25 protein-coding genes are annotated in these 25871 nt (G+C 69.1%); 10 read left to right on the forward strand and 15 right to left on the reverse strand.

All coding sequences use genetic code 11. The features are described 5' to 3' along the window. The first annotated feature begins 56 nt into the window (after positions 1-56). Positions 57-545, forward strand: coding sequence for a DUF2782 domain-containing protein (locus tag MJ605_RS14190; protein ID WP_243042187.1), 489 nt, complete (start codon positions 57-59; stop codon positions 543-545). A gap of 33 nt (positions 546-578) precedes the next feature. Continuing rightward, entirely contained in the window at positions 579-1010 is a 432-nt protein-coding gene (locus MJ605_RS14195; protein WP_243042188.1) for an EamA family transporter, read from the forward strand. On the opposite strand, the gene MJ605_RS14200 is transcribed toward MJ605_RS14195, so the two are convergent. Together MJ605_RS14200 and MJ605_RS14205 are read right to left on the reverse strand one after the other, a co-directional pair. After that, positions 1007-1717, reverse strand: coding sequence for a glutathione S-transferase (locus MJ605_RS14200; protein ID WP_243042189.1), 711 nt, complete (start codon positions 1715-1717; stop codon positions 1007-1009). The two genes, MJ605_RS14195 and MJ605_RS14200, sit on opposite strands and share 4 nt — an antisense overlap. A 44-nt stretch (positions 1718-1761) precedes the next feature. Continuing rightward, positions 1762-2646, reverse strand: coding sequence for a LysR family transcriptional regulator (locus MJ605_RS14205; protein ID WP_243042190.1), 885 nt, complete (start codon positions 2644-2646; stop codon positions 1762-1764). 94 nt (positions 2647-2740) lie between these two features. On the opposite strand from MJ605_RS14205, the gene MJ605_RS14210 reads away from it, so the two are divergent. Further along, a complete protein-coding gene (locus MJ605_RS14210) occupies positions 2741-3736 on the forward strand; it encodes a bile acid:sodium symporter family protein (protein WP_243042191.1) in 996 nt (331 codons plus the stop codon). Positions 3737-3772: 36 nt separating this feature from the next. Here the strand turns inward: MJ605_RS14210 and purH are convergent, their stop codons facing one another. From purH to MJ605_RS14275, 13 genes are all read right to left on the reverse strand, one after another. Then, a complete protein-coding gene (gene purH / locus MJ605_RS14215; protein ID WP_243042192.1) occupies positions 3773-5383 on the reverse strand; it encodes a bifunctional phosphoribosylaminoimidazolecarboxamide formyltransferase/IMP cyclohydrolase in 1611 nt (536 codons plus the stop codon). Between the two features lie 112 nt (positions 5384-5495). Continuing rightward, positions 5496-5783 carry a helix-turn-helix domain-containing protein gene (locus MJ605_RS14220; RefSeq protein WP_243042193.1) on the reverse strand — a complete coding sequence of 96 codons (288 nt, stop codon included), beginning with the start codon at positions 5781-5783 and terminating at the stop codon, positions 5496-5498. A 284-nt stretch (positions 5784-6067) separates the two neighbouring features. After that, positions 6068-6856 (reverse strand): zinc-ribbon and DUF3426 domain-containing protein, encoded by a 789-nt coding sequence (locus MJ605_RS14225; protein WP_243042194.1) that lies wholly within the window; start codon positions 6854-6856, stop codon positions 6068-6070. Positions 6857-6943: 87 nt separating this feature from the next. Further along, the gene (gene prmA / locus MJ605_RS14230) at positions 6944-7843 is read right to left on the reverse strand and encodes a 50S ribosomal protein L11 methyltransferase (protein WP_243042195.1); all 900 of its coding nucleotides are present in this window, start codon (positions 7841-7843) and stop codon (positions 6944-6946) included. A gap of 173 nt (positions 7844-8016) precedes the next feature. Then, a complete protein-coding gene (locus MJ605_RS14235) occupies positions 8017-8370 on the reverse strand; it encodes a DUF7716 domain-containing protein (protein WP_243042196.1) in 354 nt (117 codons plus the stop codon). A gap of 46 nt (positions 8371-8416) precedes the next feature. Beyond that, on the reverse strand, positions 8417-9784 hold the full coding sequence (gene accC, locus MJ605_RS14240) for an acetyl-CoA carboxylase biotin carboxylase subunit (RefSeq protein ID WP_243042197.1): 1368 nt from the start codon (positions 9782-9784) through the stop codon (positions 8417-8419). A 21-nt stretch (positions 9785-9805) separates the two neighbouring features. Continuing rightward, on the reverse strand, positions 9806-10261 hold the full coding sequence (gene accB / locus MJ605_RS14245) for an acetyl-CoA carboxylase biotin carboxyl carrier protein (RefSeq protein WP_243042198.1): 456 nt from the start codon (positions 10259-10261) through the stop codon (positions 9806-9808). Positions 10262-10326: 65 nt separating this feature from the next. Then, positions 10327-10782, reverse strand: a complete 456-nt coding sequence (gene aroQ / locus MJ605_RS14250; protein ID WP_243042199.1) for a type II 3-dehydroquinate dehydratase — start codon at positions 10780-10782, stop codon at positions 10327-10329. Between the two features lie 151 nt (positions 10783-10933). Next, complete coding sequence (locus MJ605_RS14255) at positions 10934-11476, reverse strand: TlpA family protein disulfide reductase (RefSeq protein WP_243042200.1); 543 nt, start codon at positions 11474-11476, stop codon at positions 10934-10936. Continuing rightward, positions 11473-13638, reverse strand: a complete 2166-nt coding sequence (locus MJ605_RS14260; RefSeq protein WP_243042201.1) for a protein-disulfide reductase DsbD family protein — start codon at positions 13636-13638, stop codon at positions 11473-11475. Before MJ605_RS14260 ends, MJ605_RS14255 begins: the two co-directional genes overlap by 4 nt. 93 nt (positions 13639-13731) lie before the next feature. Further along, positions 13732-14640 (reverse strand): DMT family transporter, encoded by a 909-nt coding sequence (locus MJ605_RS14265; RefSeq protein WP_243042202.1) that lies wholly within the window; start codon positions 14638-14640, stop codon positions 13732-13734. 334 nt (positions 14641-14974) lie between these two features. Next, a complete protein-coding gene (cutA, locus tag MJ605_RS14270) occupies positions 14975-15292 on the reverse strand; it encodes a divalent-cation tolerance protein CutA (protein WP_243042203.1) in 318 nt (105 codons plus the stop codon). Continuing rightward, positions 15292-15942 (reverse strand): class II aldolase/adducin family protein, encoded by a 651-nt coding sequence (locus MJ605_RS14275; RefSeq protein WP_243042204.1) that lies wholly within the window; start codon positions 15940-15942, stop codon positions 15292-15294. Before MJ605_RS14275 ends, cutA begins: the two co-directional genes overlap by 1 nt. Positions 15943-16198: 256 nt before the next feature. On the opposite strand from MJ605_RS14275, the gene groES reads away from it, so the two are divergent. The 7 genes from groES to MJ605_RS14310 all read left to right on the forward strand — a co-directional run bounded on the left by groES (position 16199) and on the right by MJ605_RS14310 (position 25854). Then, the gene (groES, locus tag MJ605_RS14280) at positions 16199-16492 is read left to right on the forward strand and encodes a co-chaperone GroES (RefSeq protein ID WP_038623202.1); all 294 of its coding nucleotides are present in this window, start codon (positions 16199-16201) and stop codon (positions 16490-16492) included. 96 nt (positions 16493-16588) lie between these two features. After that, the gene (gene groL / locus MJ605_RS14285) at positions 16589-18232 is read left to right on the forward strand and encodes a chaperonin GroEL (RefSeq protein ID WP_243042205.1); all 1644 of its coding nucleotides are present in this window, start codon (positions 16589-16591) and stop codon (positions 18230-18232) included. A 213-nt stretch (positions 18233-18445) separates the two neighbouring features. Next, positions 18446-20650, forward strand: coding sequence for a TonB-dependent receptor (locus MJ605_RS14290; RefSeq protein WP_243042206.1), 2205 nt, complete (start codon positions 18446-18448; stop codon positions 20648-20650). A 217-nt stretch (positions 20651-20867) separates the two neighbouring features. After that, a complete protein-coding gene (locus MJ605_RS14295) occupies positions 20868-21818 on the forward strand; it encodes a DUF535 family protein (RefSeq protein WP_243042207.1) in 951 nt (316 codons plus the stop codon). Between the two features lie 56 nt (positions 21819-21874). Then, complete coding sequence (locus tag MJ605_RS14300) at positions 21875-22369, forward strand: RNA polymerase sigma factor (protein ID WP_279237591.1); 495 nt, start codon at positions 21875-21877, stop codon at positions 22367-22369. Further along, complete coding sequence (locus tag MJ605_RS14305) at positions 22366-23352, forward strand: FecR family protein (RefSeq protein ID WP_243042209.1); 987 nt, start codon at positions 22366-22368, stop codon at positions 23350-23352. The genes MJ605_RS14300 and MJ605_RS14305 overlap by 4 nt, the downstream gene beginning before the upstream one ends. A gap of 111 nt (positions 23353-23463) precedes the next feature. Next, positions 23464-25854 (forward strand): TonB-dependent siderophore receptor, encoded by a 2391-nt coding sequence (locus MJ605_RS14310; RefSeq protein WP_243042210.1) that lies wholly within the window; start codon positions 23464-23466, stop codon positions 25852-25854. Positions 25855-25871: the final 17 nt, after the last annotated feature.

The raw sequence follows: 25871 nt of genomic DNA on the forward strand, positions 1-25871 counted from the left end.
CACGAGTCCCGGCATTCCACGCTGCTATGCTGCACGTTCCCCAGGAGGGCCATCCCATGAAATCTGTCGCGTTGCTTGCCGTGCTTGGTGCGGCGGTTGCCTCGAATGCGCTGGCCCAGCAGTCGGCCAGCCAGTTCCCACCGGCACCGCCGCCGCCGGGCATGAACGATCCGGGCGTGAAGGCCGCAACGCCGGCGCCCATCCCGTCGCCCAAGTCGGGTACCGGCAACCCGGCCGATACCGCCGCCACCATGAGCCAGCAGCCCACCTCCTCGGGCCAATCGCAGCGCGATGCCCGCGGCGATGCGCCGCCCACCGTGTCGGTACGCACCGAAGGCGACCAGACCATCCAGGAATACCGTCGCAGCGGCCAGCTCTACATGGTGGTGGTGACGCCCAAGGGCGGCATCCCGCAGACCTACATGGTCGACCAGAAGGGCGCCTGGACCAACCAGGCCGGCGAGCCGGTGAAGCCGGTGATGTACAAGGTCATCGAGTGGGGCAAAGGCCGCTCCGCCCAGGACCAGGACAATGGCGGCCAGTAAGGCGCCGCTGCCGCCCGGCCGGGCGATGCCTGCGTGAACCCGCGCGACAGCTGGCTGCTGTTCGCGCTGGGCTCGGCGTTCTTCGCCGCGCTCACGGCGCTGTTCGGCAAGCTCGGCGTGGCGGGGATCAACTCCAACCTCGCCACCTTCATCCGCACCATCGTGATCCTGCTGGTGACCGCCGGCATCCTCAGCCTGCGCCACGAATGGACGCGCCCGTCGGGGCTGCCGGCCAGCAGCTGGGTGTTCCTGGTGCTGTCGGGCGTGGCCACCGGCCTGTCGTGGCTGTGCTACTACCGCGCGTTGCAGTTGGGGCCGGTAAGCAAGGTGGCGCCGATCGACAAGCTCAGCGTGGCCATCGCCATCGTGCTCGGCGTGCTGCTGCTGGGCGAATCGCTGAGCTGGCCGCTGGCCATCGGCGGCGGGCTGATCGTGGCCGGGGCCATCGTCATCGCCGTGTTCTAGTCCCTGTCCAGTTCAGGGTAGTGGCGAAAGATGCCGTCCTCGTTGAACGGCAGCCGCCGCGGCGAGGCGAGGTAAGCCGCGATGCGCGGGCGGGCCGCCACCCGCTCGACCAAGGCGTGCAGGCGAGGCGTGCGGCGCCGCAGCCCCTGCATGGCCCGCGGGAAGGCGTAGTCGAGGCCGGCCATCAGCTGGAACAGCGAGAGATCGACGTAGCTGTGCCGGCGGCCGAGGCTGTGCCGGCCGTCGCCGTCCTCCAGGATGCGCTCGAAATAGCCGAGGAACTTGGGAATGCGGTGCTCGCGGAACGCGGCGGCGCGCTTGCGCGCCTCCGGGCGCTGCTGCTCGTAGTACAGATCCCCGGACAGCGGATGGTGCGTGTCGTGCACCTCGGCCACCATGTCGGCGATGGTCAGCTGCAACTGCAGCGCATAGCACTGGCTGGCGGCGGAGGCGGACACCAGGCCATGGCGCGGCGCGAGGAAGGCCAGGATGTTGGCGGCCTGCGCGATCACCTGGCGGCCGGCGCGCAGGAACGGCGGGGCGAAGGGATGCGCGCCCGGCTGCTTGCCGTCGAGGAACGGCATCATCACGGCGTCGCCCTGCTCGCGCGCCACGTCGTCGTAGTCCGCGCCGGCATCCTCCAGCGCCAGGCGCACGAACTCGCCGCGTCCCTGGATGCCGGTCCAGTAGTAGAGCTGGTAGCGCATGGGCCTGTTCCTCTCCGAAAACGGCGACGCTAGGCGCGATGCGCTCAAGACCGCGTGAGCGCGTGTTGCCGCAGCTGTTCCCAGACCAGCGCGGCCAGCGGCGACAGCGAGCGTTGGCGACGCTTGAGCAGCACCACGTCGCGATGCTCCACCGGCGTTAGCGGCCGCGCCACCAGGCTGGGCGGCGGAGGCGACAGCGCGGGGCTGATGCTGATGCCCAGCCCGGCCTCGACCATGCGGAAGGCGGTCAGCGTGTGGCCGGTCTGCTGCACCAGGTTCACCTCGATATGGCGGCGAGCCAGGGCGCGGTCGATCAGCCAGCGGCTGCCGGAGGAATAGTCGAGCAGGATCAGCGGCTGGCCCGCCAACCGACGCCAGGGCACCTGGTCCAGCCCGGCGAAGGGATGGTCGGGGCGGCACACCAGCACGAACGGATCGCGCAGGATCCGTTCGCTGTCGAACTCGCCGGCGGCGGGCGGCGCGATCGCCACCCCGAAATCCACCTCGCCGCCGAGCACCGCGTCCAGCACCTGGGTCTGCGCCTGGTCGTGCAACTGGATGGTGAGCTCCGGATAGCGCCGTGCGCAGCCGGCGATGCATTGGGGCATCAGTCCCGCCGACAGCGTGGGCACCGAGGCCACGTGCACCTTGCCGCGCCGCCGCTCGCTCTCCGAGTGCACCTGGTCGAGCACGCCCTCCAGCTCGTCCAGCACGCGGCCGACGGCGTTCTCCAGGTAGCGTCCGGCCTCGGTGGGGATCACCTCGCGGGTGGTGCGGTCGAACAGGCGCACGCCCAGCTCGGACTCCAGCTCGGCGACATGCCGGCTCACCGCCGGCTGGCTCAGGTGCAGGCCCTCGGCGGCGCGCCGGAAATGCTGCTGGCGCGCCACCGCCAGGAACACGCGCAGCTGGCGCAGGCTGATATTCATAGGGAAAGTGTATCAGCGGATCAAATAAAACGATTTGAATAATCAATGCCCGGGCGCTCCAATAGCGGCCTCGCCACCGTTCCCGTCCCTGGCCATGTTCCTGCGCCGCTTCCTGCCCGACCGCTTCACCTGCGCCCTGGTCACCACCGTGGTGCTGGCCAGCCTGCTGCCGTGCCACGGCACCACGGCCCAGGTGTTCAACGGCCTGACCGACCTGGCCATTGCCCTGCTGTTCTTCCTGCACGGCGCCAAGCTGTCGCGCGAGGCGGTGATCGCCGGCATGACCCACTGGCGCCTACACCTGGTGGTGCTCGCCAGCACCTTCGTGCTGTTCCCCTTGCTGGGCCTGGCGTTGCGCCCGCTGCTGTCGCCGCTGGTGACGCCGGACCTGTACCTGGGCGTGCTGTTCCTGTGCACGCTGCCGTCCACCGTGCAGTCCTCCATCGCCTTCACCTCGATGGCGCGCGGCAATATCCCGGCCGCGATCTGCGCCGCCTCCGCCTCCAGCCTGCTCGGTATCTTCGTCACGCCCCTACTGGTCGGCGTGATGCTGGCATCGCACGGGCAGGGCGGCATGAGCTGGGATTCGGTGGGGGCCATCGTGCTGCAACTGCTGGTGCCGTTCGTGGCCGGCCAGGTCGCGCAGCGCTGGATCGGCGCCTGGGTGCAGCGCCACCGTGCGGTGCTCTCGTACGTGGACCAGGGCTCGATCCTGCTGGTGGTCTACACCGCCTTCAGCGCGGCGGTGCTGCAGGGCCTGTGGAAGCAGACCCCGCTGCCGGTGCTGGGCGGCCTGCTGGTGGTGAACGCGATCCTGCTGGCGATCGCCCTGCTGGCGACGCGCTATGGTTCGCGCGCGCTGGGCTTCAACCGCGAGGACGAGATCACCATCGTGTTCTGCGGTTCCAAGAAGAGCCTGGCCAGCGGCGTGCCGATGGCCAAGGTGCTGTTCGCGGGGCATCCGCTGGGTGCCATCGTGCTGCCGATCATGCTGTTCCACCAGATCCAGCTGATGACCTGCGCGGTGCTGGCGCGCAAGTATGCGGCGCGGTCGGTGGAGGTGCGGCGTGGGGGCGAGGTAGTGGGGTAGGTGCGGCGCCCCGCGCGCCACACATCCCCCCGCCCATCAATGCCTGAAATGCCTCACGCCCGTGAACACCATTGCCATCCCATGCTCGTCCGCTGCCGCGATCACCTCCGCGTCGCGCATCGAGCCACCGGGCTGGATCACCGCGCTGATGCCGGCGGCCGCCGCGGCGTCGATGCCGTCGCGGAACGGGAAGAAGGCATCCGACGCCATCACCGAGCCACGCACTTCCAGCTTCTCGTCGGCAGCCTTGATGCCGGCGATCCTGGCGCTGTACACGCGGCTCATCTGGCCGGCGCCGACGCCGATGGTCTGGCGGTTCTTCGCGTACACGATGGCGTTGCTCTTGACGAACTTGGCCACCTTCCAGGCGAAGATCAGGTCGTCGATCTCGGTCGGCGTGGGCACGCGCTGGGTGACGACCTTCAGGTCCTCGGGCTTGATCGCGGCGCGGTCGGCGGTCTGGATCAATAGGCCCGAGCCCACGCGGCGCACGTCGTTGCCCGGATGCGGCTTGGCGAGATCGCCATCGGCCGGCGGCGGGATTTCCAGCACGCGCACGTTGGCCTTCCTGGCGAAGGCCTTCAGCGCCTCGTCCTCATAGCCCGGCGCCAGCACCACTTCCACGAACTGGCGCTCGACGATGGCGCGTGCGGTATCGGCGTCGACCACGCGGTTGAAGGCGATGATGCCGCCGAAGGCCGAGGTGGGGTCGGTCTGGTAGGCCAGGTCGTAGGCGCGGCCGATGCCGTCCAGGCTCACCGCCACGCCGCACGGGTTGGCGTGCTTGACGATCACGCAGGCCGGCTTGGTGAAGCTGCGCACGCACTCCCACGCCGCGTCGGAATCGGCGATGTTGTTGAACGACAGTTCCTTGCCCTGCAGCTGGCGGAAGGTGGCCAGAGTACCCGCGTGCGGGTACAGGTCGCGGTAGAACGCGGCCTGCTGGTGCGGGTTCTCACCGTAGCGCAGGTCCATCAGCTTGACGAAGCGGCCGTTGGCCTGCGCGGGGAACGCATCGTGGCCGGCGATGGCGTCGAGGTTGTCGTTGAGCTTCAATGCCGACAGGTAATCGCTGATCGCACCGTCGTAGTTGGAGACGCGGTTGAACGCGGCCACCGCCAGCTTGAACCGCGTGGCGCGCGAGAGGCCGCCATGGCCTTCGATCTCGGCCAGGGCTTCCTCGTACTGGTCGGGCGAGGTGAGCACGCCGACGTCGTTCCAGTTCTTGGCCGCCGAGCGCAGCATCGCCGGGCCGCCGATGTCGATGTTCTCGATGGCCTCTTCCAGCGTGCAGGCGGGCTTGGCCACGGTCTGCTCGAACGGATAGAGGTTGAGCACCAGCAGGTCGATCGGCGCGATATCCAGTTCCGCCATCACCGCGTCGTCGGTGCCGCGGCGGCCGAGCAGGCCGCCATGCACCTTCGGGTGCAGCGTCTTGACGCGACCGTCCATGATCTCGGGAAAGCCGGTGAGCTCGCTGACGTCCTTCACCGCGATGCCCGCCTCGCGCAGCGCCTTGGCGCTGCCACCGGTGGAGAGCAGTTCCACGCCGGCCCTGCCGAGCCGCTGGCCCAGTTCGATCAGGCCGGTCTTGTCCGACACGCTGAGCAGCGCGCGGCGAATGGGGGTGACAGCAGGAGCGGGCATGGTGGCTTCTTCCAGGACAGGGAATAGGGAATCGAGAATAGGGAATGGCGGGAGCGGGCGACGGCGCCTTGGCTCTTCAGCTATTCCCTATTCTCTATTCCCCATTCCCTTCTTAAAGCAAGCCGTGCGCGGCGAGCTTCTTGCGCAGCGTGGCACGGTTGATGCCCAGCACGGCCGCGGCGCGGCTCTGGTTGCCGTCATGCCAGGCCAGCACCTCGCGCAGCAGCGGGCCTTCGACCTCGCGGATCACCAGTGCGTGCAGGCCCTCGTCGCATTCGGTATCGCCGATGTCGGCGAGGTAGCGGCGCACGGTACGACTGACGCATTCGCTCAGGGCGCTTTGCGACGAAGCCTCCTTCGGAGACTCGTTGGCGGCCAGTCTTACGGCGTTCACGGGCATTTCCCCTCACGTTCTGACGCAACGGCTACGTTGGCCGTTGCCATGTTTATGGCAATACCGCGGGCGGCGGCTCGCATGGAACACCGGGTGCAGCACGAGACGAAGGAGCGAGTTTACCCTCGCGGGTCGATAATTTTAAGTCCCTACGGCCTCTGTTGTCAGCCAGGGTTGGGTCTAGGAAATGTCCTATGGACAAAGCCAAGGCAACGTGGCACGGCACGGTACGTGCAGGCCGGCGCCATCGCCGATTCGGGCGTCCAGCGCGGTGCCGGGGAAATGGACGGCTATTCGAAAGCGAATTCGAAGGCGACTGCCTTGCCCTGCGGGTCCTCGGCCTCGATCATCAGCGTGGTGCTTTCGCCGGGCCCCAGGCCGCGGCGCATCAGGGCCGTGTCGCCCAGGTACTCGGCGGGACGCAGGCGCCGCATGGCCAGGTGCTGGCCGTTGGCGTCGGACAGGATGATCGTCACCACCGGATAGGGTTGCGCGAACGGCGCGTCGTTGCGCAGGCTGGCGGTGATGAGCAGGGCGCCGGGCACCGAAGGGTGCGCCTGCACGTCGCGCGCCAGCAGGCTCAGGCGGGAAGTGTCCTGCACCAGCGGCAACTGGCAACCCAGGCTGGCGCAGGCCTGGCGCAGCCAGGGACCGACGACGGGATCGCTGACCAGCGCCTCGCGCTTGGCCCAGGCGACCTGCGCGCCCAGCGCCAGCAGCAGCACGAGGGAGGCGACGATCCAGGGCCAGCGCCCGCCGCGTTGCCTCGGACGCGCGAAGCGTGGCGTCGCCGCGGGCGGGCCGCCGTCTTCCGCCGCATCGGTCGACGCGCTGGCGGGCGCGTCGATGGCGGGCAGTTCGGCCGGCGGACGATAGACGGCCAAATCCAGCCGTGGCGGCTGGTCGGGCATGTGCGGCGGCAGATACTGGAAGGGCTCGGGCGGCAGCTGCTCGCAGATGCTGGCCAGCGCATCGAACACGGCCTCGCAATGCCCGCACACGACGTCGCCGCGCGCCTGCGCAAGTGTTTCCGTGTTCAGCGAGAACACGGTCAGGCAATCGGGACATTGGGCGTACATATGGGCCGCGGATATCGATCTCGTGGCAAGCCTAGTGCACCGGGCGCCACAAATCACCCGCGCATCGGTGTGTACGTGAACCGGCGCTCAGCCGCGGCGCCTGCCGCTGATGCGCACCCAATCCTCCTGTATGTCCACGCGCAGTTCGTCGAACCATTCGGCGTAGCGCGCGAGCAGTTCCTCTTCCTGGCCTTGCAGGATGCCGGAGATGGCGAACGGCGCGCCGGGTCCGGCCAGCGCGGCGAAGGTAGGCGCCAGCTCGCCTAGCGGGCCGGCGAGGATATTGGCGATGAACACGTCGGCGGTTGCGGGTGCCAGGTCCTGCGGCAGGTACAGCGCGAGGCGTCCGGCGACGGCGTTGCGCTCGGCGTTGTCCTTCGAGGCGACCAGCGCCTGCGGATCGTTGTCCACGCCGATGGCGCTGGCGGCGCCGAGCTTGAGCGCGGCGATGGCCAGGATGCCGGAGCCGCAGCCGTAGTCGATGATGCGCTTGCCGGCAAGGTCGAGCCCGTCGAGCCAGGCCAGGCACAGCGCGGTGGTGGGGTGCGTGCCGCTGCCGAAGGCCAGGCCCGGGTCCAGCCGCACCACCACGAGCCCATCGTCGGCGGGCGGCTCGATGTTCCACGGATAGATCCACAGCCGTCGGCCGAACGGCATCGGCTTGAACTGGTCCATCCACGCGCGTTCCCAATCCTCGTCGGCCACGTCGCGGAAACGCAGCTGGTCCGGCTCCAGCCAGGGCAGCAGGTCGCCCAGCGCCTCGCCCAGGCCGCGCCGGTCGGTATCGGCCTCGAACAGCGCATGGAGCGTGATGGTGGGCCACAGCGGCAGTTCGCCCACGCCGGGCTCGAAGATCGCCCGTTCGTCCGGCGTTTCCGCATCCGCATCTTGCAGGGTGATGGACAGCGCGCCGAGGTCGTCCAACGCTTCCTCCACGCGGGGCTGCTGTTCGGAGCGGATGGTGAGGGCGAGTTCGAGCCAGGGCATGGCGGGTTCCTGCGGACAAGACGGGTATTGTCGCCGATGTCCGTGCCATGCGCGAAACCCCGGTTCACCGTGTGGGAGCGCACCCTGTGCGCGACGCGAGCGCCAGTATTGCCTCAGGGGAATGGCATCGGCGCCGTCGCGCACAGGGTGCGCTCCCACAGAAAGAGGCCTTCCTACAACGGCAGGAAGGTGTCGTGACGGCGGTAGTGGTCGAGGGCGCGGGCGAAGTCGGCGATGCTGGAGCCGGGCTTGCGCTTGCGCTGTACGAACAGCACCTCGACGAAATCGGCGGCTTCGAGGAAATGGTGCAGGTGATGCCGCGCGGCGAACGCGGGCAGGGCTTCGCCGTTGTCGTCGATCAGCGCATCGTCTTCGTCGGCGATGTGCGAGAGATACAGGCGGCATTCGGGCGAAGCGATGTCGCCGCGGATATAGACCCATGCATAGCGATCCCAGCCGTCGCCTTCATCGAAGGCGGCAGTGATCGCGTCGATCGCGTCGGGAAGGGTCAGCAGTTCGGACATCATGTCGGGACGACGCCGGCGAGCCGCGCGTGCGGCTCGCCAGCAAACCTCAGCCGCCGGTGGCGGCCTTTTCCTTCTGCTCGGCCATGCGCTTTTCCAGGTAGTGGATGTTCTGTCCACCCTGCTGGAAGCCGACGTCGGCCATGATGCGCTGCTGCAGCGGCACGTTGCACTTCACGCCTTCGATCACCGTCTCGGCCAGCGCCAGGCGCATGCGCGCGATGGCGGTCTCGCGGTCGGGACCGTGCACGATCAGTTTGCCGATCATCGAGTCGTAGTTCGGCGGGATGCGGTAGCCGTCGTACAGGTGCGTGTCCACGCGCACGCCCGGGCCGCCCGGCGCCTCGAAGCGCTTCACCGTGCCCGGCGAAGGCAGGAAGCTGTCCGGGTCCTCGGCGTTGATGCGGCACTCGATGGCATGGCCGTGGATCGTGATGTCCTGCTGGCGGATCGAGAGCTTCTCGCCGCCGGCGATCAGCAGCTGTTCGCGCACCAGGTCGATGCCGGTGATCAGCTCGGTCACCGGATGTTCCACCTGGATGCGGGTATTCATCTCGATGAAGTAGAAGCGGCCGTCCTCGTAGAGGAACTCGAAGGTGCCGGCGCCGCGGTAGCCGATGCGCAGGCAGGCTTCCACGCATACCTTGCCGATCTGCTCGCGCAGTTCGGGCGTGATGCCCGGCGCGGGCGCTTCCTCCACCACCTTCTGGTGGCGGCGCTGCATGGAGCAGTCGCGCTCGCCCAGGTGGATGGCGTTGCCCTGGCCGTCGGCCAGCACCTGGATTTCCACGTGGCGCGGATTCTCCAGGAACTTCTCCATGTACACCTGATCGTTGCCGAAGGCCGCCTTGGCCTCCTGCTTGGTCATCACGATGGAGTTGGCCAGGTGCGCCTCGGTGCGCACCACGCGCATGCCGCGCCCGCCGCCGCCGCCGGCGGCCTTGATGATTACCGGGTAGCCGATGTCGCGCGCGATGCGCATGTTCTCGTCCGCGTTGTCGCCGAGCGGGCCGCCCGAGCCCGGCACGCAGGGCACGCCGGCGGCCTTCATGGCGCGGATGGCTTCCACCTTGTCGCCCATCAGGCGGATCACGTCCGCGGTGGGGCCGATGAAGATGAAGCCCGACTGCTCCACCTGCTCGGCGAAGTCGGCGCGCTCGGAGAGGAAGCCGTAGCCCGGATGGATGGCCTGGGCGTCGGTGATCTCCGCCGCCGCGATGATGCGCGGGATGTTGAGGTAGCTGTCGGCCGACGGCGCCGGGCCGATGCAGATCGACTCATCGGCCAGGCCGACGTGCTTGAGGTTGCGGTCGGCGGTGGAATGCACCGCCACGGTCTTGATGCCAAGGCTGTGGCAGGCGCGCAGCACGCGCAGCGCAATCTCACCACGGTTGGCGATGACGACTTTTTCGAGCATGGGCATGGTGATTCAGCGCGCTCAGGCGATCACGAACATGGGCTGGTCGAATTCCACCGGCTGGCCGTTCTCGACCAGGATGGCCTGCACGGTGCCGCCTACGTCGGCCTCGATCTGGTTGAACATCTTCATCGCCTCGATGATGCCCAGCGTCTCGCCGGCCTTGACCTGCTGGCCGATCTTCACGAACGCCGCGGCGCCCGGGCTGGAGGAAGCGTAGAAGGTGCCGACCATCGGCGCCTTCACCACGTGGCCGGCCGGCAGGCCGGCATCGGCGGGCGCGTCGGCGGCCGGAGCGGCGGCCGTCACCGGGGCGGCGGCGGGAGCGGCCTGCACCACCGGCGTGGCGGCGACGGCCACGCCGCCCTTGGGCACGCGCGAGAGGCGGACGACTTCCTCGCCTTCCTTGATTTCCAGTTCGGCGAGGTTGGATTCCTCGAGCAGGTCAATAAGCTTCTTGATCTTGCGCAGGTCCATGGTTCAAACCTTTTCGTTCGTGAAGGCCGCCGGGACGGCCGGATGGGAATGGGGGCGGCCGACGGTCAGGAGGCGGAGCCGCTGCGGTCCAGCCGCAGCAGCGCGGCGTCCAGCGCCAGCCGGTAGCTGTCCGCGCCGAAACCGCAGATCACACCCGCGGCGAGGTCGGACAGGTAGGAATGGCGGCGGAACGGCTCGCGCGCATGCACGTTGGACAGGTGCAGCTCGATGAACGGGATCGCCACGCCGGCCAGGGCGTCGCGCAGGGCGATGCTGGTATGGGTGAAGGCACCGGGGTTCATGAGGATGATCGCCGTGCCGTCCAGGCGGGCCTGGTGGATGCGGTCGATCAGGGCGTGCTCGGCGTTGGACTGGAAGGCCTCCAGGCCATGGCCGGCCGCCTGGGCGCGCTGCACCAGCAGGGCATCGATGTCGGCCAGCGTATCGCGGCCGTAGACCTCCGGCTCGCGGGTGCCCAGCAGATTGAGATTGGGTCCGTGCAGGACCAGGATCTTCGCCACGCGGTACCTTGGATTTCCGCCAGCGGGGCCGGCGTCCGGCGCGGAGTGTGCGCGTCCGAACCGTTATTGTCCAGTTCGGCGCAGTTCGGCGATGTTTGAAGGAGAAGTTAAGCGTTGACCGTGCGGTGACGTATGGCTGCGCAAAACAGCATCAGGGCGCGGCCGGCGCCAGCCACTCGCGCAGCCGGGCGGCGTCCAGGGCGCCGCGCCGGGTTGCCAGTATCCGGCCGTTGGCGTCCAGCAGCACGCTGAAGGGCAGCAGTTCGCCGACGTTTCCCAGTTGCAGGGAGGTGCTGGGGCTGTCGAGGCGGCCGATCAGGATGGGATAGTTCACCGGGCGGGCGGCCAGGAAGGTGCGTACGCGTTCGGGCTCGTCCATGGCGATGCCGATGACGATCGCCTGCTTTTCGCCGACGTTTGTCTGGGCTCGCACCAGCTCGGACATCTCCTTCAGGCAGGGTCCGCACCAGCTGGCCCAGAAGTTCAGCAGCACGCGCCGGCCCCGGTACTCGGACAGGTGGTGCTCCAGGCCATCCAGTCCGGGCAGGGCGAGATCGGGGGCGATATCGCCGATTTCGGCGACCTTCGTGCCCGGTGGTACCCGGGCCTGCCGGCTGGCGTGCTGCAGCCAGCCGCCCAGCGCGGCGACCAGCACGGCCAAACCGAGGATGGTCGCGGTGCCGCGGTTGATCACGGGGTGCTGGCGACCGGCGTGCCCGCCGCCTTGGTCAGCGCCTCTTCCACTAGCGACGGGGTCAGCACGGTGGACAGCTTGTGGCCTTCGCCACCATCCCGGGGGAACACCACGTACAGCGGCACGCCAGGCGAGTGGTACTGCTGCAGGAAGGCGGTGATGGCCGGGTCCTCGTTGGTCCAGTCGCCCTTCATGTAGACCGCGCCGGTCTTCTTCAGCAGCGCATGGAAGGCATCGGTATTGAGCACGGTGTGCTCGTTGGCCTTGCAGGTGATGCACCAGTCGGCGGTCATGTCCACGAACACGGGCGTGCCGGCCTTGCGCAGCTCCGCCAGCCGGGCCGGGGTGAAGGCGACCGTGCCGTCGGCCGCGGCCACCGCCGCGGGCGTTTCCGCCGGCAGCCGGACCAGCGCATACAGGGGCACCAGGGTCAGCACCGCCAGCACGGCGACCAGGGCGCGGCTGCCCACGCCGCGCCAGCGGCTGCGCTCGAACCACCACAGGGTCATCGCCAGCAGCACGGCGGCGGCCAGCAGCAGGCCCACCGCGTCCGCGCCGCGCTGGTGCGCCAACACCCAGGCCAGCCAGGCGGCGGCCAGGTACATCGGGAAGGCCAGCACCTGCTTGAGCGTCTCCATCCAGGCGCCGGGCCGGGGCAGCAGGCGGGCCAGCGACGGCACCAGGCCCACCGCCAGGAACGGCAGCGCCAGGCCGATGCCCAGCGCCAGGAAGATCAGCAGCGCATGCAGCGCCGGGGCGGCCAGCGCGTAGGCCAGCGCCGTGCCCATGTAGGGGCCGGTGCAGGGACTGGCCACCACCACGGCGAGCACGCCGGTGAAGAAGTCGCCACGCAGGCCCTGCTTGCCGGCCAGCGAGCTGCCCACGTTGCCCAGCGAGGCGCCGAACTGCACCACGCCCGACATCGACAGGCCCACCGCCAGCATCACCAGCGACAGCGCCGCCACCAGCAGCGGGTTCTGCAACTGCACGCCCCAGGCGGCCTTGAGTGCCAGGATCGCCAGGCCCAGCACCACGAAGCTGAGCAGCACGCCGGCCGTGTACGCCAGCGCGTGGCCGCGCCGGCGCGCGGGGCTTTCGCCACTTTCGATCAGCGACACCGCCTTGATCGACAGCACCGGCAGCACGCAGGGCATCAGGTTGAGGACGAGGCCGCCAGCCAGCGCCAGCAGCAGGGCGTAGGCCAGGCCTACCTCGGCATCGCCGCCATGCGCGGGCGGCATCTCCGGGGCCGGCTCGGCCGCCGTGCCCGAGGTGGGCGCGGCGCCGGACAGCGAAACATCCAGCGCGCGGGTCATCAGCGGATAGCACAGGCCGCCGTCCTGGCAGCCCTGGAAGCTGGCCTCCAGCGCGATGGCGCTGCGTCCCGTGGTATCGCCCTGGATCGCCACCGGCAGCTCGACCTGGTCGAAATACACCGTAGTCTTGCCGAAGTGCGCGTCCTCGTGGGTCACGCCGGCCGGCCAACTGGGCGGGGCCAGCGACAGGCCATCGGCGTCCTTCAGGCGCAGCGCGGTCTGGTCGCGGTACAGGTAATAGCCCTTGGGCATGGTCCAGCGCAGCAGCAGGTGCTGGCGGTCGGTGGCCAGGGCTTCCAGGTGGAACGCCTGTTCCGCTGGCAGCGCGGCGCCGTCGCCGTTCCTGCCGGCGCCGAGCTTGCCCAGGGCGGCGCCCAGGGTGTCGCCGCCGGGCAGGGTCAGGTCGAGCTGCTCGGTATGCGGCGGATAGCAGATCTTCGGCTCCACCTCGTGGCAGCCCTGGTACTGCACGCTGAGCTTGAGCCGGTTGGCGCCGGGGGCCAGCGTGTAGGGCACGCTGGCGTCGACGCCATGGTGGTAGGTCTCCACGTCGCCCAGGTACTCGTCGTGGTGCTTCTCGCCGTCGGGCAACTGCGCCTCGCCCAGGGTGACGCCGTCGCCCGCCTTGAACTTCATGCGGCCGCGGTAGAGGTAGTAGTCGGGCGCGATCACCCAGTGCAGTTTCACCACGCCGGGCGTGGACGTATCCGCGCTGAGCTTGTAGGCCTCGGTCACCGGCAGCAGGCCGTCAAGGTCGTCCTGCGCCAGGGTGGGCAGGGCGAGCGACAGCAGGCAGAGCAGGGTGGCGAGGCAGGCGGCCAGGCGGCCGGGACGGATCAGGCGCATTGCGGCTCCAGCGGAGAAGGGCCGGCACTGGGGAGGGCCGGCGAACGGGGATTATGGCTCAGCCAGTTGAGTGCCGTGATGGACCGCGATGGTTCAACGCCGTTCCGCGGCCACCCCGCCCGCTGGCGCCGGCATGCGCCCGCGGAGCAGCCCGGTGGTCAGCGCCACGCCCAGCAGGATCACCGCGCAGCCACCCGCCATGGCCAGGGTCACCGGCTCGCGCAGGAACAGCAGCCCCCACAGCACGCCGAACACCGGGATCAGGTACAGCACCGCCATGCTGCGCGCCGCGCCGATGCGTACCATCAGGCCGTAGAACAGCACATAGGCGAGCGAGGTGCACAGCGCGGCCAGGCCCAACGCCGCCAGCCAGGCGGGCAGGCCCGGGGTTTTCGCCGGCCACAGCCACACGGTGAAGGGCAGCAGCATCACCGCGGCGGCGAGCTGGCTGCCGGTCGCCACGCTCAGCGGCGTCACGCCCCGCAGGCAGCGCTGCGAGTAATGCGCGCCGAAGGTGTAGCAGACATTGGCGCCCACGCAGGCCGCCATGGCCCAGCCCGAAGCCCGGTGGCCGCCGCCGAAGCCCACCGTGCCGGCCACCAGCCAGACCACGCCGGTCAGGCCGATCACCAGTCCGCTGGCGCGCATGGCGCTCAGCTTCTCGCCCAGCCACAGCCAGCCCGATAGCGCCACCAGCAGCGGCGCGATGGCATCGGAAATGGCCGAGACGCCGGCCGGCAGGCTTTGCGCCGCGTACGAGAAGAGCACGAACGGCAGCGCGGAGTTGGCCAGGCCGATCACGGCGATATCGCGCCAGTGCGTGCGCATTTCCGCCAGCCGCGGGCGGGTCAGCAGCGGGATCGAGCAGACCGCCGCGCCGATGGCGCGCATGTCGGCCAGCGCCATGCCGCCGAATTCGTCGGCGCCCATGCGCATGAACAGGAACGAGGCGCCCCAGATGGCTCCCAGCAACAGCAGTGCGGCGATGTCGGAGGGTTTCATGATGGTCTGGTCTTTAATCTGTGGGAACCGCGAGCCTTTGCTCGTCATTCCGGCCAGCGCCGGAGTGACGGGGGGTAGGTAGGCACCTTAATCGGCTGCAGTGTCAGAACCTGTCAGCAGTCGCCGGAATGACGAAGGCGGGCTATCGGCAACGCAGCAATTAATGTGGGAGCGCACCCTGTGCGCGACGGTGGCGGAGCGAGAGGTTGCAAGCCCGAAGGTCCGTCGCGGCATGCAAGCGGGCGACTGATAGCCAGACTTGGCACCCTCGCGACTCATCCCTAGTCGCTCGCAGTCGCGCACAGGGTGCGCTCCCACACCTACACCCGTCGCGTCAACCTGGATCGCGCACCCAGTCCAGGTAGGGGGCGTGGCCGTCGACGACCGACACGGCGATCAATTCCGGCAACTCGTAGGGGTGCAGCGCCAGCACCCGCTCCTTCAGCGCGGCGAAGCGGGAGGCGGTGGTCTTGATAAGCAGCAGTTCCTCGCTGTCGGTCGTTACCTCGCCCTTCCAGCGATAGGTTGACTGCACGGCGGGAATGCGGTTCACGCAGGCGGCCAGGCCCTCGCCCACCAGCGCCCCGGCCAGGGCCTGCGCGCTGGCGGCGTCGGGGCAGGTGCAATAGCAGAGCAGGACGGTATCGGGCATCACGACCTCGGTGACATCAGTCCGTAGTTGGCGAATGTCGCGAGCACATCGGCGACTTCCCCGTCCGTCAGCAGCACCGGCCTGCCCACCTGCAGGGCCAGGGCGTAGTGTCGCGCCAGCGTCTCCACCTCCACCGCGCGCCACATGGCCTGGGCCAGGTCGCTGCCCACGGCGAGCATGCCGTGGTTGGCCATCAGGCAGGCCAGGCGGCCGTCCAGGGCCTCGAGCACGGCATCGGAGAGGGCCTGGGTGCCATAGGTGTGGTAGCCGGCGCAGCGGATCGAGTCGCCGCCGCCCACCGCGATCATGTAGTGGGCGGCGGGAATGTCCATGCGGCACATGGCCAGGGCGGTGGCATGGGGCGGGTGCACGTGGACCACGGCGGCCGCGTCCGGCCGGGCGGCGTAGATGTCGCGGTGGAAGCGCCATTCGCTGGAAGGGCGCAGGCGGTGCTCGTAGCGGCCCTGCATGTCCACTCGTACCAGGTCCTCCGCGCGCAATTCGTCGTAGGGCATCCCGCTGGGTGTGACCAGGAAACCGTCGCCGTGGCGGGCACTTAGATTGCCCGAGGTGCCTTGGCTCAGGCCCGAGGCGCCCAGTCGCCGCGCTTGGGCGAGGAGTTCGTCGCGCAATGCCTGCTCGTCGTTCACGGGGTGCCGGGGTCCTCTGTGGCCGGATGGCGGCATGGTCACCGTTGTGCCACGCCAAGTCGATAGGTTGCCGTGCCCGGCCTTGAAAGCGTGCGGTCGCTCCCCCATTGGTGCCTCTAGCCATCGGAGCGGCACCTCTTGCAGGGGGGATTTGCGTCGCTAAAATTGGCACTCACCTACTGGGAGTGCTAGCAATGCGCCACTCCGGGGTACCACTTTTCGTTCCAACCCTACCAACCCAAGCTGGAGCCCATCCATGAGCAAACTGCGTCCGCTGCACGATCGCGTCATCGTCAAGCGTCTCGAAGAAGAGCGCGTCTCCGCTGGCGGCATCGTCATTCCCGACAGCGCCACCGAGAAGCCGACCCGCGGCAAGGTCATCGCTGCCGGCGCCGGCCGCATCCTGGAGGACGGCAAGGTCCGTCCGATGTCGGTCAAGGAAGGCGACACCGTGCTGTTCGGCAAGTACGCCGGCCAGGAAATCAAGATCGACGGCGAAGAGCTGGTCTTCCTGAAGGAAGACGACATCGTGGCTGTTATTGAAGGCTGATTGGTCGGACGGGTGCTCGCGCGGCAAACCGCGCTTGGTAGCTGTCCCGTCGCCAGCGTTCCCATTCCTATTCAATTTTTTTGAGGCAAAAAAATTATGGCAGCTAAAGAAGTCCGCTTCGGCGAAGACGTGCGCGCTCGCATGCTCAAGGGTGTGAATACCCTGGCGAACGCCGTGAAGGTGACCCTCGGCCCGAAGGGCCGCAACGTCGTGCTCGAGAAGAGCTTCGGCGCCCCGACCGTGACCAAGGACGGCGTGTCCGTGGCCAAGGAAATCGAGCTGGCCGACAAGTACGAGAACATCGGCGCGCAGATCGTCAAGGAGGCCGCCTCCAAGACCTCCGACGTCGCCGGCGACGGCACCACCACCGCCACCGTGCTGGCCCAGGCGTTCATCCAGGAAGGTCTCAAGGCCGTCGCCGCCGGCATGAACCCGATGGACCTCAAGCGCGGCATCGACCAGGCCGTCGGCGCCGCGGTTGCCGAGCTGAAGAAGCTCTCCAACCCGACCGCCGACGACAAGGCGATCGCCCAGGTCGGCACCATCTCGGCCAACTCCGACGCCGCCATCGGCGAGATCATCGCCACCGCGATGAAGAAGGTCGGCAAGGAAGGCGTGATCACCGTCGAGGAAGGCTCGGGCCTCGAGAACGAACTCGACGTCGTCGAAGGCATGCAGTTCGATCGCGGCTACCTGTCGCCGTACTTCATCAACAACCAGCAGTCGCAGCAGGTTGAACTGGACGACCCGTTCATCCTCATCCACGACAAGAAGATCTCCAACGTGCGCGAGCTGCTGCCGGTCCTCGAGGCCGTCGCCAAGGCTGGCAAGCCGCTGCTGATCGTCGCCGAGGAAGTGGAAGGCGAAGCGCTGGCCACCCTCGTGGTCAACACCATCCGCGGCATCGTCAAGGTCGCCGCCGTGAAGGCGCCGGGCTTCGGTGACCGCCGCAAGGCCATCCTGGAGGACATCGCCATCCTCACCAATGGCCAGGTCATCTCCGAGGAAGTGGGCCTGCAGCTTGAGAAGGCCACCATCGGCGACCTGGGCCGCGCCAAGCGCGTGGTGATCACCAAGGAAAACACCACCATCATCGACGGCGCCGGCGAAGCCGAGCGCATCCAGTCGCGCATCGGCCAGATCAAGGCGCAGATCGAGGAGACCTCCTCCGACTACGACCGCGAGAAGCTGCAGGAGCGCGTGGCCAAGCTGGCCGGCGGCGTGGCCGTCATCAAGGTCGGCGCCGCGACGGAAGTGGAGATGAAGGAGAAGAAGGCCCGCGTCGAAGACGCCCTGCACGCCACCCGTGCGGCCGTCGAGGAAGGCGTGGTGCCGGGCGGCGGCGTCGCCCTGATCCGTTCGCTGAAGGCCATCGAGGGCATCAAGGGCGGCAACGCCGACCAGGACCTGGGCATCGCCATCACCCGCCGCGCCCTGGAAGCCCCGCTGCGCGCCATCGTGGCCAACGCCGGCGACGAGCCGTCGGTCGTCCTCAACAAGGTGAAGGAAGGCCAGGGCAACTTCGGCTACAACGCCGCCACCGGCGAGTTCGGCGACATGATCGCCTTCGGCATCCTGGACCCGACCAAGGTGACCCGTTCGGCGCTGCAGTTCGCCGCCTCGGTGGCCGGCTCGATCATCACGACCGAAGCGGCCGTGACCGAAGTGCCGAAGAAGGAAGAAGCCCACGCGCACGGCCCGGCCGGCGGCATGGGCGGCATGGGTGGCATGGACTTCTAAGTCCACGCCTTTCCAGGCAGGCAACACCGGAAAACCCCGCCTAGTGCGGGGTTTTCTTTTGGGCGGCCTCCGGCCCGCTTGCCGGCACCATTGGACAAATTTTCCGGGCGGTTAAACCAAACCCGCCGGAGGCGGCACCCACGGCGCCAACAATTGAAAGTGATTCTCATTTGTTTCTTGTGGAATCGCCTTCGCCCACGCCGAGGAAAACCCATGTCGCCCATTCCCGTTCCTGCTGTCCCTCCCCGCACCGGATCCCACCTTCGCCCGCCGTATCGCCGTACCAGCCTGGCGCTCTGCCTCGCCGCCCTGCTGGCCGCGCCGGGGGCCTGGGCGCAGGACGCGGTGACGCTCAGCCCCATCGCCGTGCAGGGCGTCGTGCAGGACTCGCGGGTCGACAACCCCGGCCAGGTGGCCGACCTGGGCAAGACCGGCACGGCGCTGGGCGACCTGCCCGCCAGCGTGCAGGTGATTCCCCGCGCGCTGATGGCCGAGCAGGGCGCCAGCATGCTGCGCGACGTGATCGGCAACGCCAGCGGCATCAACGCGGGCGGCCAGGACGCCAAGGGCTACTTCGACCATTTCCTGATACGCGGCCTCAACGCCCAGATCTACAGCGACGGCTTTTCCGACGGCGACCAGCTCAGCGGCCTGTCGCACTCGCTCAACGGCGTGGAACGCGTGGAGATCCTGGAAGGGCCGGGCTCGGCCCTGTTCGGCAGCGGCGCGCCGGGAGGCACAATCAACATCGTGCACTACGCGCCGGTCTCCACCTTCCATGCCGGCGCGAGCCTGCAGGCGGGCTCGTTCGGCAGCGTCACCGGCAGCGGCTACGCCACCGGCCCCACTGGCGTCGCCGGCCTCGACTATCGCGTCGACGCCACGCTGTCCCACGCGGACGGCTTCCGCGACCTGGGCAGCCGCGACAAGGAAATCCGCCCGGCGCTGCGCTGGCGCTGGGGCGACCACGTCACCGACTTCGCGCTCGATGCCCGCAACATCCACGAGACGCCCGACTCCTACGGCATCATCTATTTCGACGGCACGCCGCTGCGCGACGTCTCCCGCGACGCGAAGTATTCCTCGCCGTTCACCACCGCCCACTCGGACGTGGTGCGGCCGACCCTGGCCGATGCGTGGACGGTGAGCGACCTGCTGACCGTCAACAACCGGCTGTCCTACCTGCACCGCACGCTGGACGCGGTGGTCAACGGCGACAGTTCCAGCACCAAGGTCAGCGACGGCGAGGTGGTCAATCGCCAGCTGCGCCGGCAGGACGACCGCGACAATTCGCTGGACTACCAGCTCGAGCCGGTCTGGCACTTCGCCACGGGTTCGGTCCGCCACACCTTGCTGACCGGCTTCGAATACCAGCGCCAGACGCTGTCCACCCAGCGCGCCACCGCCGACCTGCCGGCGATTCCCGACGCCTTCGCGCCGGTGCCGCCGGAGACCTCGCTGGCCGGCGTGAACTTCCTGTGCGACGCCAAGCATTCCTGCGATGACGACCGACTGGCGGCGACCTACTACGGCCTCTACGCTACCGACCAGGCCGACGTCACCGATGCACTCAAGCTCCGCGCCGGCGTGCGCCAGGACTGGTGGGACACCTCGCTCACCCCGCGTATCACCGTGCCGGGCCGCTTCGGCACCGACGGCAGGCCGCTGCTCGGCGGCGTCAAGGACACGCGCGACGACGCGCCGCTGAGCTGGAACGTGGGCGCGCTTTACAAGCTGTTCGCCTGGATGTTGCCCTACGTCGGCGTCTCCAGCAGTCACCTGGCCAACTTCAATTCCGAGAACACGCAGAACGGCGTGGGCGCGCCGGAATCCGCGCGGCAGTACGAGGCCGGCATCAAGTTCGCCTGGCTGGACGGGCGCATCGTGCTCGACACGGCGGCCTTCGACGTCAAGCGCGACCACGTCGCGGCAGCCACCACCATCGACGGCGTGGAGGCGGTGGTGTTCGACAGCCAGAAGACGCGCGGCACCGAGGCCTCGCTGGATGCCGCTCTCACCGGCCAATGGCACCTGCTGGCCAACCTGACCCACCAGGACGCGGTCATTACCGACAACCCGCAGGGCATTGCGTCGGTGGGCCACCGGCCGCAGGGCGCGCCCGGCTTCCTGGGCAACCTGTGGACGACGTACCGCTTCGCCATCGCCGGCCTGCCGGGCTTCCGCGTCGGCGGCGGGGTGAACTACCAGGGCCACAGCTACAGCGACCTGACCAACGCCAATGGCATCCCGTCGGCGGTGGTGCTCAACGCCCTGCTGGGCTACCAGGCCGCGTCGTGGGGCGTGGACCTCAACTTGCGCAACCTCGCCAACCGTCGCTACTTCGTGGCGGCCAACGGGGCCGGCGCCTTCGTGGGCGAGGCGCGCAGCGCCTTCGTCGGGGTGCATGCCGACTTCTGACCGATGCGTGGCGGGGCATTTCCGTTTTGACGGGCTCGGACGTCTTAAGTCTTGTCATAGCCACCAAGCGGGTCGCGCGAGCTTGAACGAACGGAATCCACCGCCGGGGGAGGAACCCCTGGACGCCGACCGGGTGTTTGCGGCAAGCGGCTGCGCTTATGCGGCCCAACGCACCCTGGAACGCGACCTCCATCTGGCGGGGTTCGCGCATTCGCGGGTGGCTGGACAGAGGAAGCGCATCGCCACGGATGGCAACCCTCGACTCGGGCTCTGGTGGCGCTCGCTGCGCGGCCGTACCGACTGGGGCGGGCACGCCGGCGCGCGCGCGGTCATGGCGGCCCGCTACCTGGCGCGGGCCGCATGCATGCCGGTACGCCACCAGCGCTTCCTCGCCTTTCTCGATGCGCATGCGCTGATGCGCGCCTGCGTGCAGCGCGATCCGCGCCTGCGGGAGCGCCACCTGCACCCTTTCCTCCACCGGCACTGGCGCCCGGCGGCACGGCTGCGCGCCGTGCAGGCCCATTACCGGCTGCTGCTGCGGCGCTGGCCGGAAGCCCTGTTCGAGGGCGTGTACGCGCATGGCGGCGCCGTCCTGGGCGAACTGGCCATGGATGACGGCTGCCTGTTGCGGTTGGCCCTGCGTCCTTGCGCCGGTAGAGAGGGCGAGCTGGCGATCGAACTCGGCGAAGTGCAGGGCGAACCGCACCGGCTGGTGCTCACCGTGATCGACGAGCAGACCCTGGCCATCGGCGCTCTCCATGGCCCCATGGAGGATGGACTGGCGCGCCGCCTGCATGGCCTGCCATCCAGGGAGCTGCTGCTGGCGCTGGCCTATGTGCTGGCCGGGCAGTGCGGCCTGACGCGCCTGCTGGCAGTGGGCGATGCGGCCCGCCCGCCGGGCGCCACGGTGAATCTCGACGCGTTCTGGCGCGGGCAGGACGGCGTGGGGGAGGAGGGCGTGGGCTGGTTCCACCTGCCCGCCGTGCCGCGCGCATGCATGGAGGCCGAGGTGGGGGACGGGCGGCATGCCTTGCTCCACCGCCGCGCCGAGTGGCGCTGGCAGGCCGTGCAATTGCTCAACCAGGCCTTGCGTCCGGTGCCGTGGTGGCGCGACACGTTGGCCACGGACGAGGCGATAGAATCGCCGCCCCTGCCGGAGGCCGAGTGATCAAGCCAGTCAACGATGGACCGGGCGGCGCGGCATCCCCCGACCCGGCGCATGCCATGCGCGTCGCGGAGTTGTTCCGCCTGCACAACCGCGCGCTGGTCGCCTTCTTGCAGGGCCGGCTGCAATCCCTGTCCGACGCGCAGGAAGTGGCGCAGGAGGCCTATATGCGCCTGGTCACGCTGGAGCAGCCCGGGCAGGTGGCATCGCTGCGCGCCTACCTGTTCCGCATCGCCTCGAACCTGGCGGTCGACCGCCTGCGCATGCGCAAGGTGCGCGAGGACCATCCGCCCGAAGTGCCGGAACCCGACGTGCACCTGGCGCCCGTGCCCGAGCGCCACGCCGCCGCCACGCGCCAATTGCATGCCTTGCAGGCAGCCCTGCGCGAATTGCCGGCCAAGACGGGCCGCGCCTTTGTCATGCATGTCATCGATGGCCGCGAGATCGGCGCCATCGCGCGCGACATGAAGATCAGCGAGCGCATGGTGCGCTATCACGTGGCCAACGCCCTGGCGCATTGCCGGGCGCGGGTGGACGAACCGGAGATGCCATGATGGCGACTACCCCGAACGAACAGATCCTGCGCGTCGCCGCCGACTGGTGGGTGCGCCTGCGCGATCCCCGGCTCAGCGAACGCACGACGGAACAGTGGCTGGCCTGGACCGACGAGGACGAGGCCCACCTCGCCGCTTTCGAGCGCGTGGCCGAACTGGCCTCGCGGCTCGGCGCGCTGGATGCGGCGTCGCAGACGCGGCTGCTGGCGGAATTCGCGCCCTCGCCGCCGCGGCGATACCGCTGGCCGCTTGCGGCGGCGGCCGCCGCCGTGCTGCTGCTGGCGGCGGGCTACCTAGGCTGGTCGCGCCACGGCGGCACGGCCGTGGCGCGGGACTACGCCAGCGCCGTGGCCGCGCGGCGCGACATCACGCTGGACGATGGCTCGCGCATCGCGCTGGGCGGCGCCACGCGCCTGACCGCGAGCTACGGCCGCGATCGTCGCCAGGTAGACCTGGCCGAGGGCGAAGCCTATTTCGAGGTGGCGCATGGGGACCGCCGTCCCTTCGTGGTGCGCGCGGGCGACCTGGTCATCGAGGACATCGGCACCGCTTTCGACGTGCGCCGCACGGGCCGGCGCGTGACCATCGCCATGGCCGCGGGGCGCGTGCGCATCATCGACGCCGCCGGCAAGGGCGATGGCCTGGAGATCGTGGCGGGACAGTCGGTATCGTACGATCCTGCGCATCCCGCCCTGCGCGTGACCCGTTCCGATCCCACGCAGGCGGCGGCATGGCGCGACGACCGCCTGGCCTTCGACAACGAGCCGCTATCGGTGGTGGTGGCCAACATCAACCGCTATCGCCGCCAGCCGCTGCGCATCGCCGACGACGGGGTGAACGGCCTGACCTTCACCGGCACGGTCAAGACCGAGGCCATCGACGACTGGCTGCAGGCGCTGCCCCAGGTGCTACCCGTTGATGTGGGCGATGCCGGCGGGCAGGTGGTGCTCAAGGACGCGCGCCAGCGACCACGGAGCCGCTGACGGCCGGTGCCATCGCGGCGCGAGGGATCGCCGGCGGCGTGATCCGGTGGCGACAAAAAACGCCGGGCGCATGTCAAACTCAAGGTTTTCGCTCGACGAGAAGCGAAGGCCATGAAGGTGCGTGCAATGCTGCTGTCCGGCGGCCTGGCGATCGCGACGGGCATCGCCCCGCCGCAAGCCGGCTGGGCGTATGCGCACGCGCCGGCGGCCATCGACTTCGACATCCCGGCACAGCCCCTGGCCACCGCGCTGATCGCCTTCGGCAAGCAGGCCAACGTGCAGGTATTGACCAGCGGCGGCGCCATCGCGCGCTTCCGCTCCAACGGCGTGCAAGGCAGCTATCCGGTGGCGGAGGCCCTGCGCCTGCTGCTGCAGGGCACGAACCTGGACTACCGGTTCACCGGCGAAGGCACCGTGGCGGTGACGCCGCGCGAAGCGGCGCCGGCCGGCGCCGCGTCCCCGGCCGGCCATGCGCAGGTCAAGGAGCTGACGCCGGTGGAGGCGAACGCGCTGGTGGGGCGGGACGTGGGCTTCATGGCCACGCTCAACAGCGAGGCCCTGCGCAACGACGCCGACCTGATCGACGTGCCGCAATCGGTGAGCGTGGTGACGCGCGACCTGATGGATTCGCAGCAGATGCTCAGCGTGGCCGATGCCTTGCGCAACGTGGCCGGGGTGGCCTCCGTCGACGGCGCCGACGGCCTGCCGCTGTTCCAGGTGCGCGGCTTCTACACCGGCAATGGCCTGACCGACGGCATGCCCAACAGCATCGCCGGTTCGGGCGACTACCCGCCGCTGATCGGCCTGCAGCGCGTGGAGGTGCTCAAGGGGCCGCAGTCGATCCTGGGCGACGCGACCGGCAGCAGCTTCGGCGGGCAGGTCAACGTCACCCTCAAGCAGCCGCAGAGCGAGCCGCTGCACGAACTGAGTTATGCCATCGGCGAGCAGGGCTATACGCAGCTCGGCATGGACCTGGCCGGGCCGCTGGGCCATGCGCCGGGGTGGAGCTATCGCCTGGTGCTGTCCGGCGAATACGCCGCGCGTACCCCGCAGGGCTACCGTGACCGCCGCAGCGCCTATGTCGCGCCCTCGATCGGATGGCATGGCGACACCACGCAACTGGTGGTGGGCGTGCAGCGCATCCTCAACCGGCTGCCGGTGCCCGACCACGTGCTGGTGCTGGACGATGGCGTGTCGCCGGGCCTGACGACCTCGCCGGCCGGCATCCTGCCCGGCAACCCCTACGACTACGCCAGCTACCAGACCAACCGCCTGTACCTGATGCTCGATCAGCAGCTGGGCGATACCTGGAGCTGGCGCAGCCGCGGCCAGTACGTGCGGCAGAGCAACGACCAGAAGAGCTGGTCGCTGCTCGATCCCACGCCCGTCGGCGATACCAACGCCTGGGCGGAAGCCTACCGCTACGGCGACGCCTACTACTCGCTGCAGAACGACCTGGTGGGCGTGTTCGAAACGGGCGCACGGACGACCCACACAGTCACCCTGGGCTTCGACTACTCGCGTTCGCGCGTCAGCCGCAGCGACGACTACTGGCACGCCTACGACGGCGTGTACAACCTGTTCACCAGTCCCGCGCTGCCGCGGGTACAGGCGGTGGTCCGCCCCGCCGACGACGAGTCGATCGCCGGCACGCCATGGTCAGTCGACAACGGCCTGTTCCTGCAGGACCAACTGGCGCTGGGCGAACGCTGGAACGCGCTGCTGTCGCTGCGCCGCGCCGCCTACGAAGTCTCCACCGACGACGTCCAGGGCGAGCCCTGGCGCCCGCACCGCACCAAGTGGGTGCCCAATGCCGGGCTGCTGTACAAGCTCACCCCCGACATCTCGCTCTATGGCGGCGTGGCCAACGGCTTCCAGCCGGTGTCCTATCTGGGGCAGGACGGGCGCCCGCTGGTGCCCGCGCTGTCGCGCCAGTTGGAGACCGGCGCGAAGTTCAATCTGTTCGACGGCCGTGCCCGCCTCACCGTGTCGCTGTATCGCATCATGCTCGACCACAGCTACCTGCTGGTCGACGATGCGCCGCCGCACTTCGCCACGCTGGGGCCGGGGCAGACCAACCGCGGCCTGGAAGTGGAGTTCACCGGGCAGGTCGCGCCGGGACTGGACCTGAGCACCAGCTACACCAATGCGATGATCCGCAACCACGACGGCACGGCGCCCACGGGGGCGCCGCGCCAGCGCTACAGCGTGTGGGCCAGCCATGCGTTCCAGGGCGAGGCCCTGCAAGGATGGGGCGTGGCGGGCGGCCTGCTGGCGCGCAGTCGTTCGTTGGGCCAGAGCACGGACTACACCACCTACTACGCGGTACCCGGCCAGGCCGAGGTGGATGCCAACGTGTGGTATCGCGCCGAGCGCTGGCGTGTCACCGTCGGCGTGAAGAACCTGCTGTCGCGCCGCCTCTATGCCGCCGACTTCGACGAGACCTTCCTGCCGCTGCGCACGCGCCGCAGCTACCTGCTCACGGGTACCTACGACTTCTAGCGCCACCGCCGCAGTGG

It is taken from the genome of Dyella sedimenti, assembly GCF_022760995.1.
Taxonomy (GTDB): domain Bacteria; phylum Pseudomonadota; class Gammaproteobacteria; order Xanthomonadales; family Rhodanobacteraceae; genus Dyella; species Dyella sedimenti.

Excerpts from the sequence above, each read along its gene's own strand:
- MJ605_RS14190 (WP_243042187.1), top strand. The coding sequence starts at position 57 with ATGAAATCTGTCGCGTTGCTTGCCGTGCTTGGTGCGGCGGTTGCCTCG.
- MJ605_RS14310 (WP_243042210.1), top strand. The coding sequence starts at position 23,464 with ATGAAGGTGCGTGCAATGCTGCTGTCCGGCGGCCTGGCGATCGCGACG.
- MJ605_RS14225 (WP_243042194.1), bottom strand. The coding sequence starts at position 6,856 with ATGTACGCCCAATGTCCCGATTGCCTGACCGTGTTCTCGCTGAACACG.
- cutA (WP_243042203.1), bottom strand. The coding sequence starts at position 15,292 with ATGCCCGATACCGTCCTGCTCTGCTATTGCACCTGCCCCGACGCCGCC.
- groL (WP_243042205.1), top strand. The coding sequence starts at position 16,589 with ATGGCAGCTAAAGAAGTCCGCTTCGGCGAAGACGTGCGCGCTCGCATG.
- accC (WP_243042197.1), bottom strand. The coding sequence starts at position 9,784 with ATGCTCGAAAAAGTCGTCATCGCCAACCGTGGTGAGATTGCGCTGCGC.
- MJ605_RS14235 (WP_243042196.1), bottom strand. The coding sequence starts at position 8,370 with ATGATGTCCGAACTGCTGACCCTTCCCGACGCGATCGACGCGATCACT.
- MJ605_RS14300 (WP_279237591.1), top strand. The coding sequence starts at position 21,875 with ATGCGCGTCGCGGAGTTGTTCCGCCTGCACAACCGCGCGCTGGTCGCC.
- purH (WP_243042192.1), bottom strand. The coding sequence starts at position 5,383 with ATGCCCGCTCCTGCTGTCACCCCCATTCGCCGCGCGCTGCTCAGCGTG.
- MJ605_RS14265 (WP_243042202.1), bottom strand. The coding sequence starts at position 14,640 with ATGAAACCCTCCGACATCGCCGCACTGCTGTTGCTGGGAGCCATCTGG.
- MJ605_RS14205 (WP_243042190.1), bottom strand. The coding sequence starts at position 2,646 with ATGAATATCAGCCTGCGCCAGCTGCGCGTGTTCCTGGCGGTGGCGCGC.
- MJ605_RS14220 (WP_243042193.1), bottom strand. The coding sequence starts at position 5,783 with ATGCCCGTGAACGCCGTAAGACTGGCCGCCAACGAGTCTCCGAAGGAG.
- groES (WP_038623202.1), top strand. The coding sequence starts at position 16,199 with ATGAGCAAACTGCGTCCGCTGCACGATCGCGTCATCGTCAAGCGTCTC.
- MJ605_RS14305 (WP_243042209.1), top strand. The coding sequence starts at position 22,366 with ATGATGGCGACTACCCCGAACGAACAGATCCTGCGCGTCGCCGCCGAC.
- MJ605_RS14290 (WP_243042206.1), top strand. The coding sequence starts at position 18,446 with ATGTCGCCCATTCCCGTTCCTGCTGTCCCTCCCCGCACCGGATCCCAC.
- MJ605_RS14260 (WP_243042201.1), bottom strand. The coding sequence starts at position 13,638 with ATGCGCCTGATCCGTCCCGGCCGCCTGGCCGCCTGCCTCGCCACCCTG.
- MJ605_RS14200 (WP_243042189.1), bottom strand. The coding sequence starts at position 1,717 with ATGCGCTACCAGCTCTACTACTGGACCGGCATCCAGGGACGCGGCGAG.
- accB (WP_243042198.1), bottom strand. The coding sequence starts at position 10,261 with ATGGACCTGCGCAAGATCAAGAAGCTTATTGACCTGCTCGAGGAATCC.
- MJ605_RS14210 (WP_243042191.1), top strand. The coding sequence starts at position 2,741 with ATGTTCCTGCGCCGCTTCCTGCCCGACCGCTTCACCTGCGCCCTGGTC.
- prmA (WP_243042195.1), bottom strand. The coding sequence starts at position 7,843 with ATGCCCTGGCTCGAACTCGCCCTCACCATCCGCTCCGAACAGCAGCCC.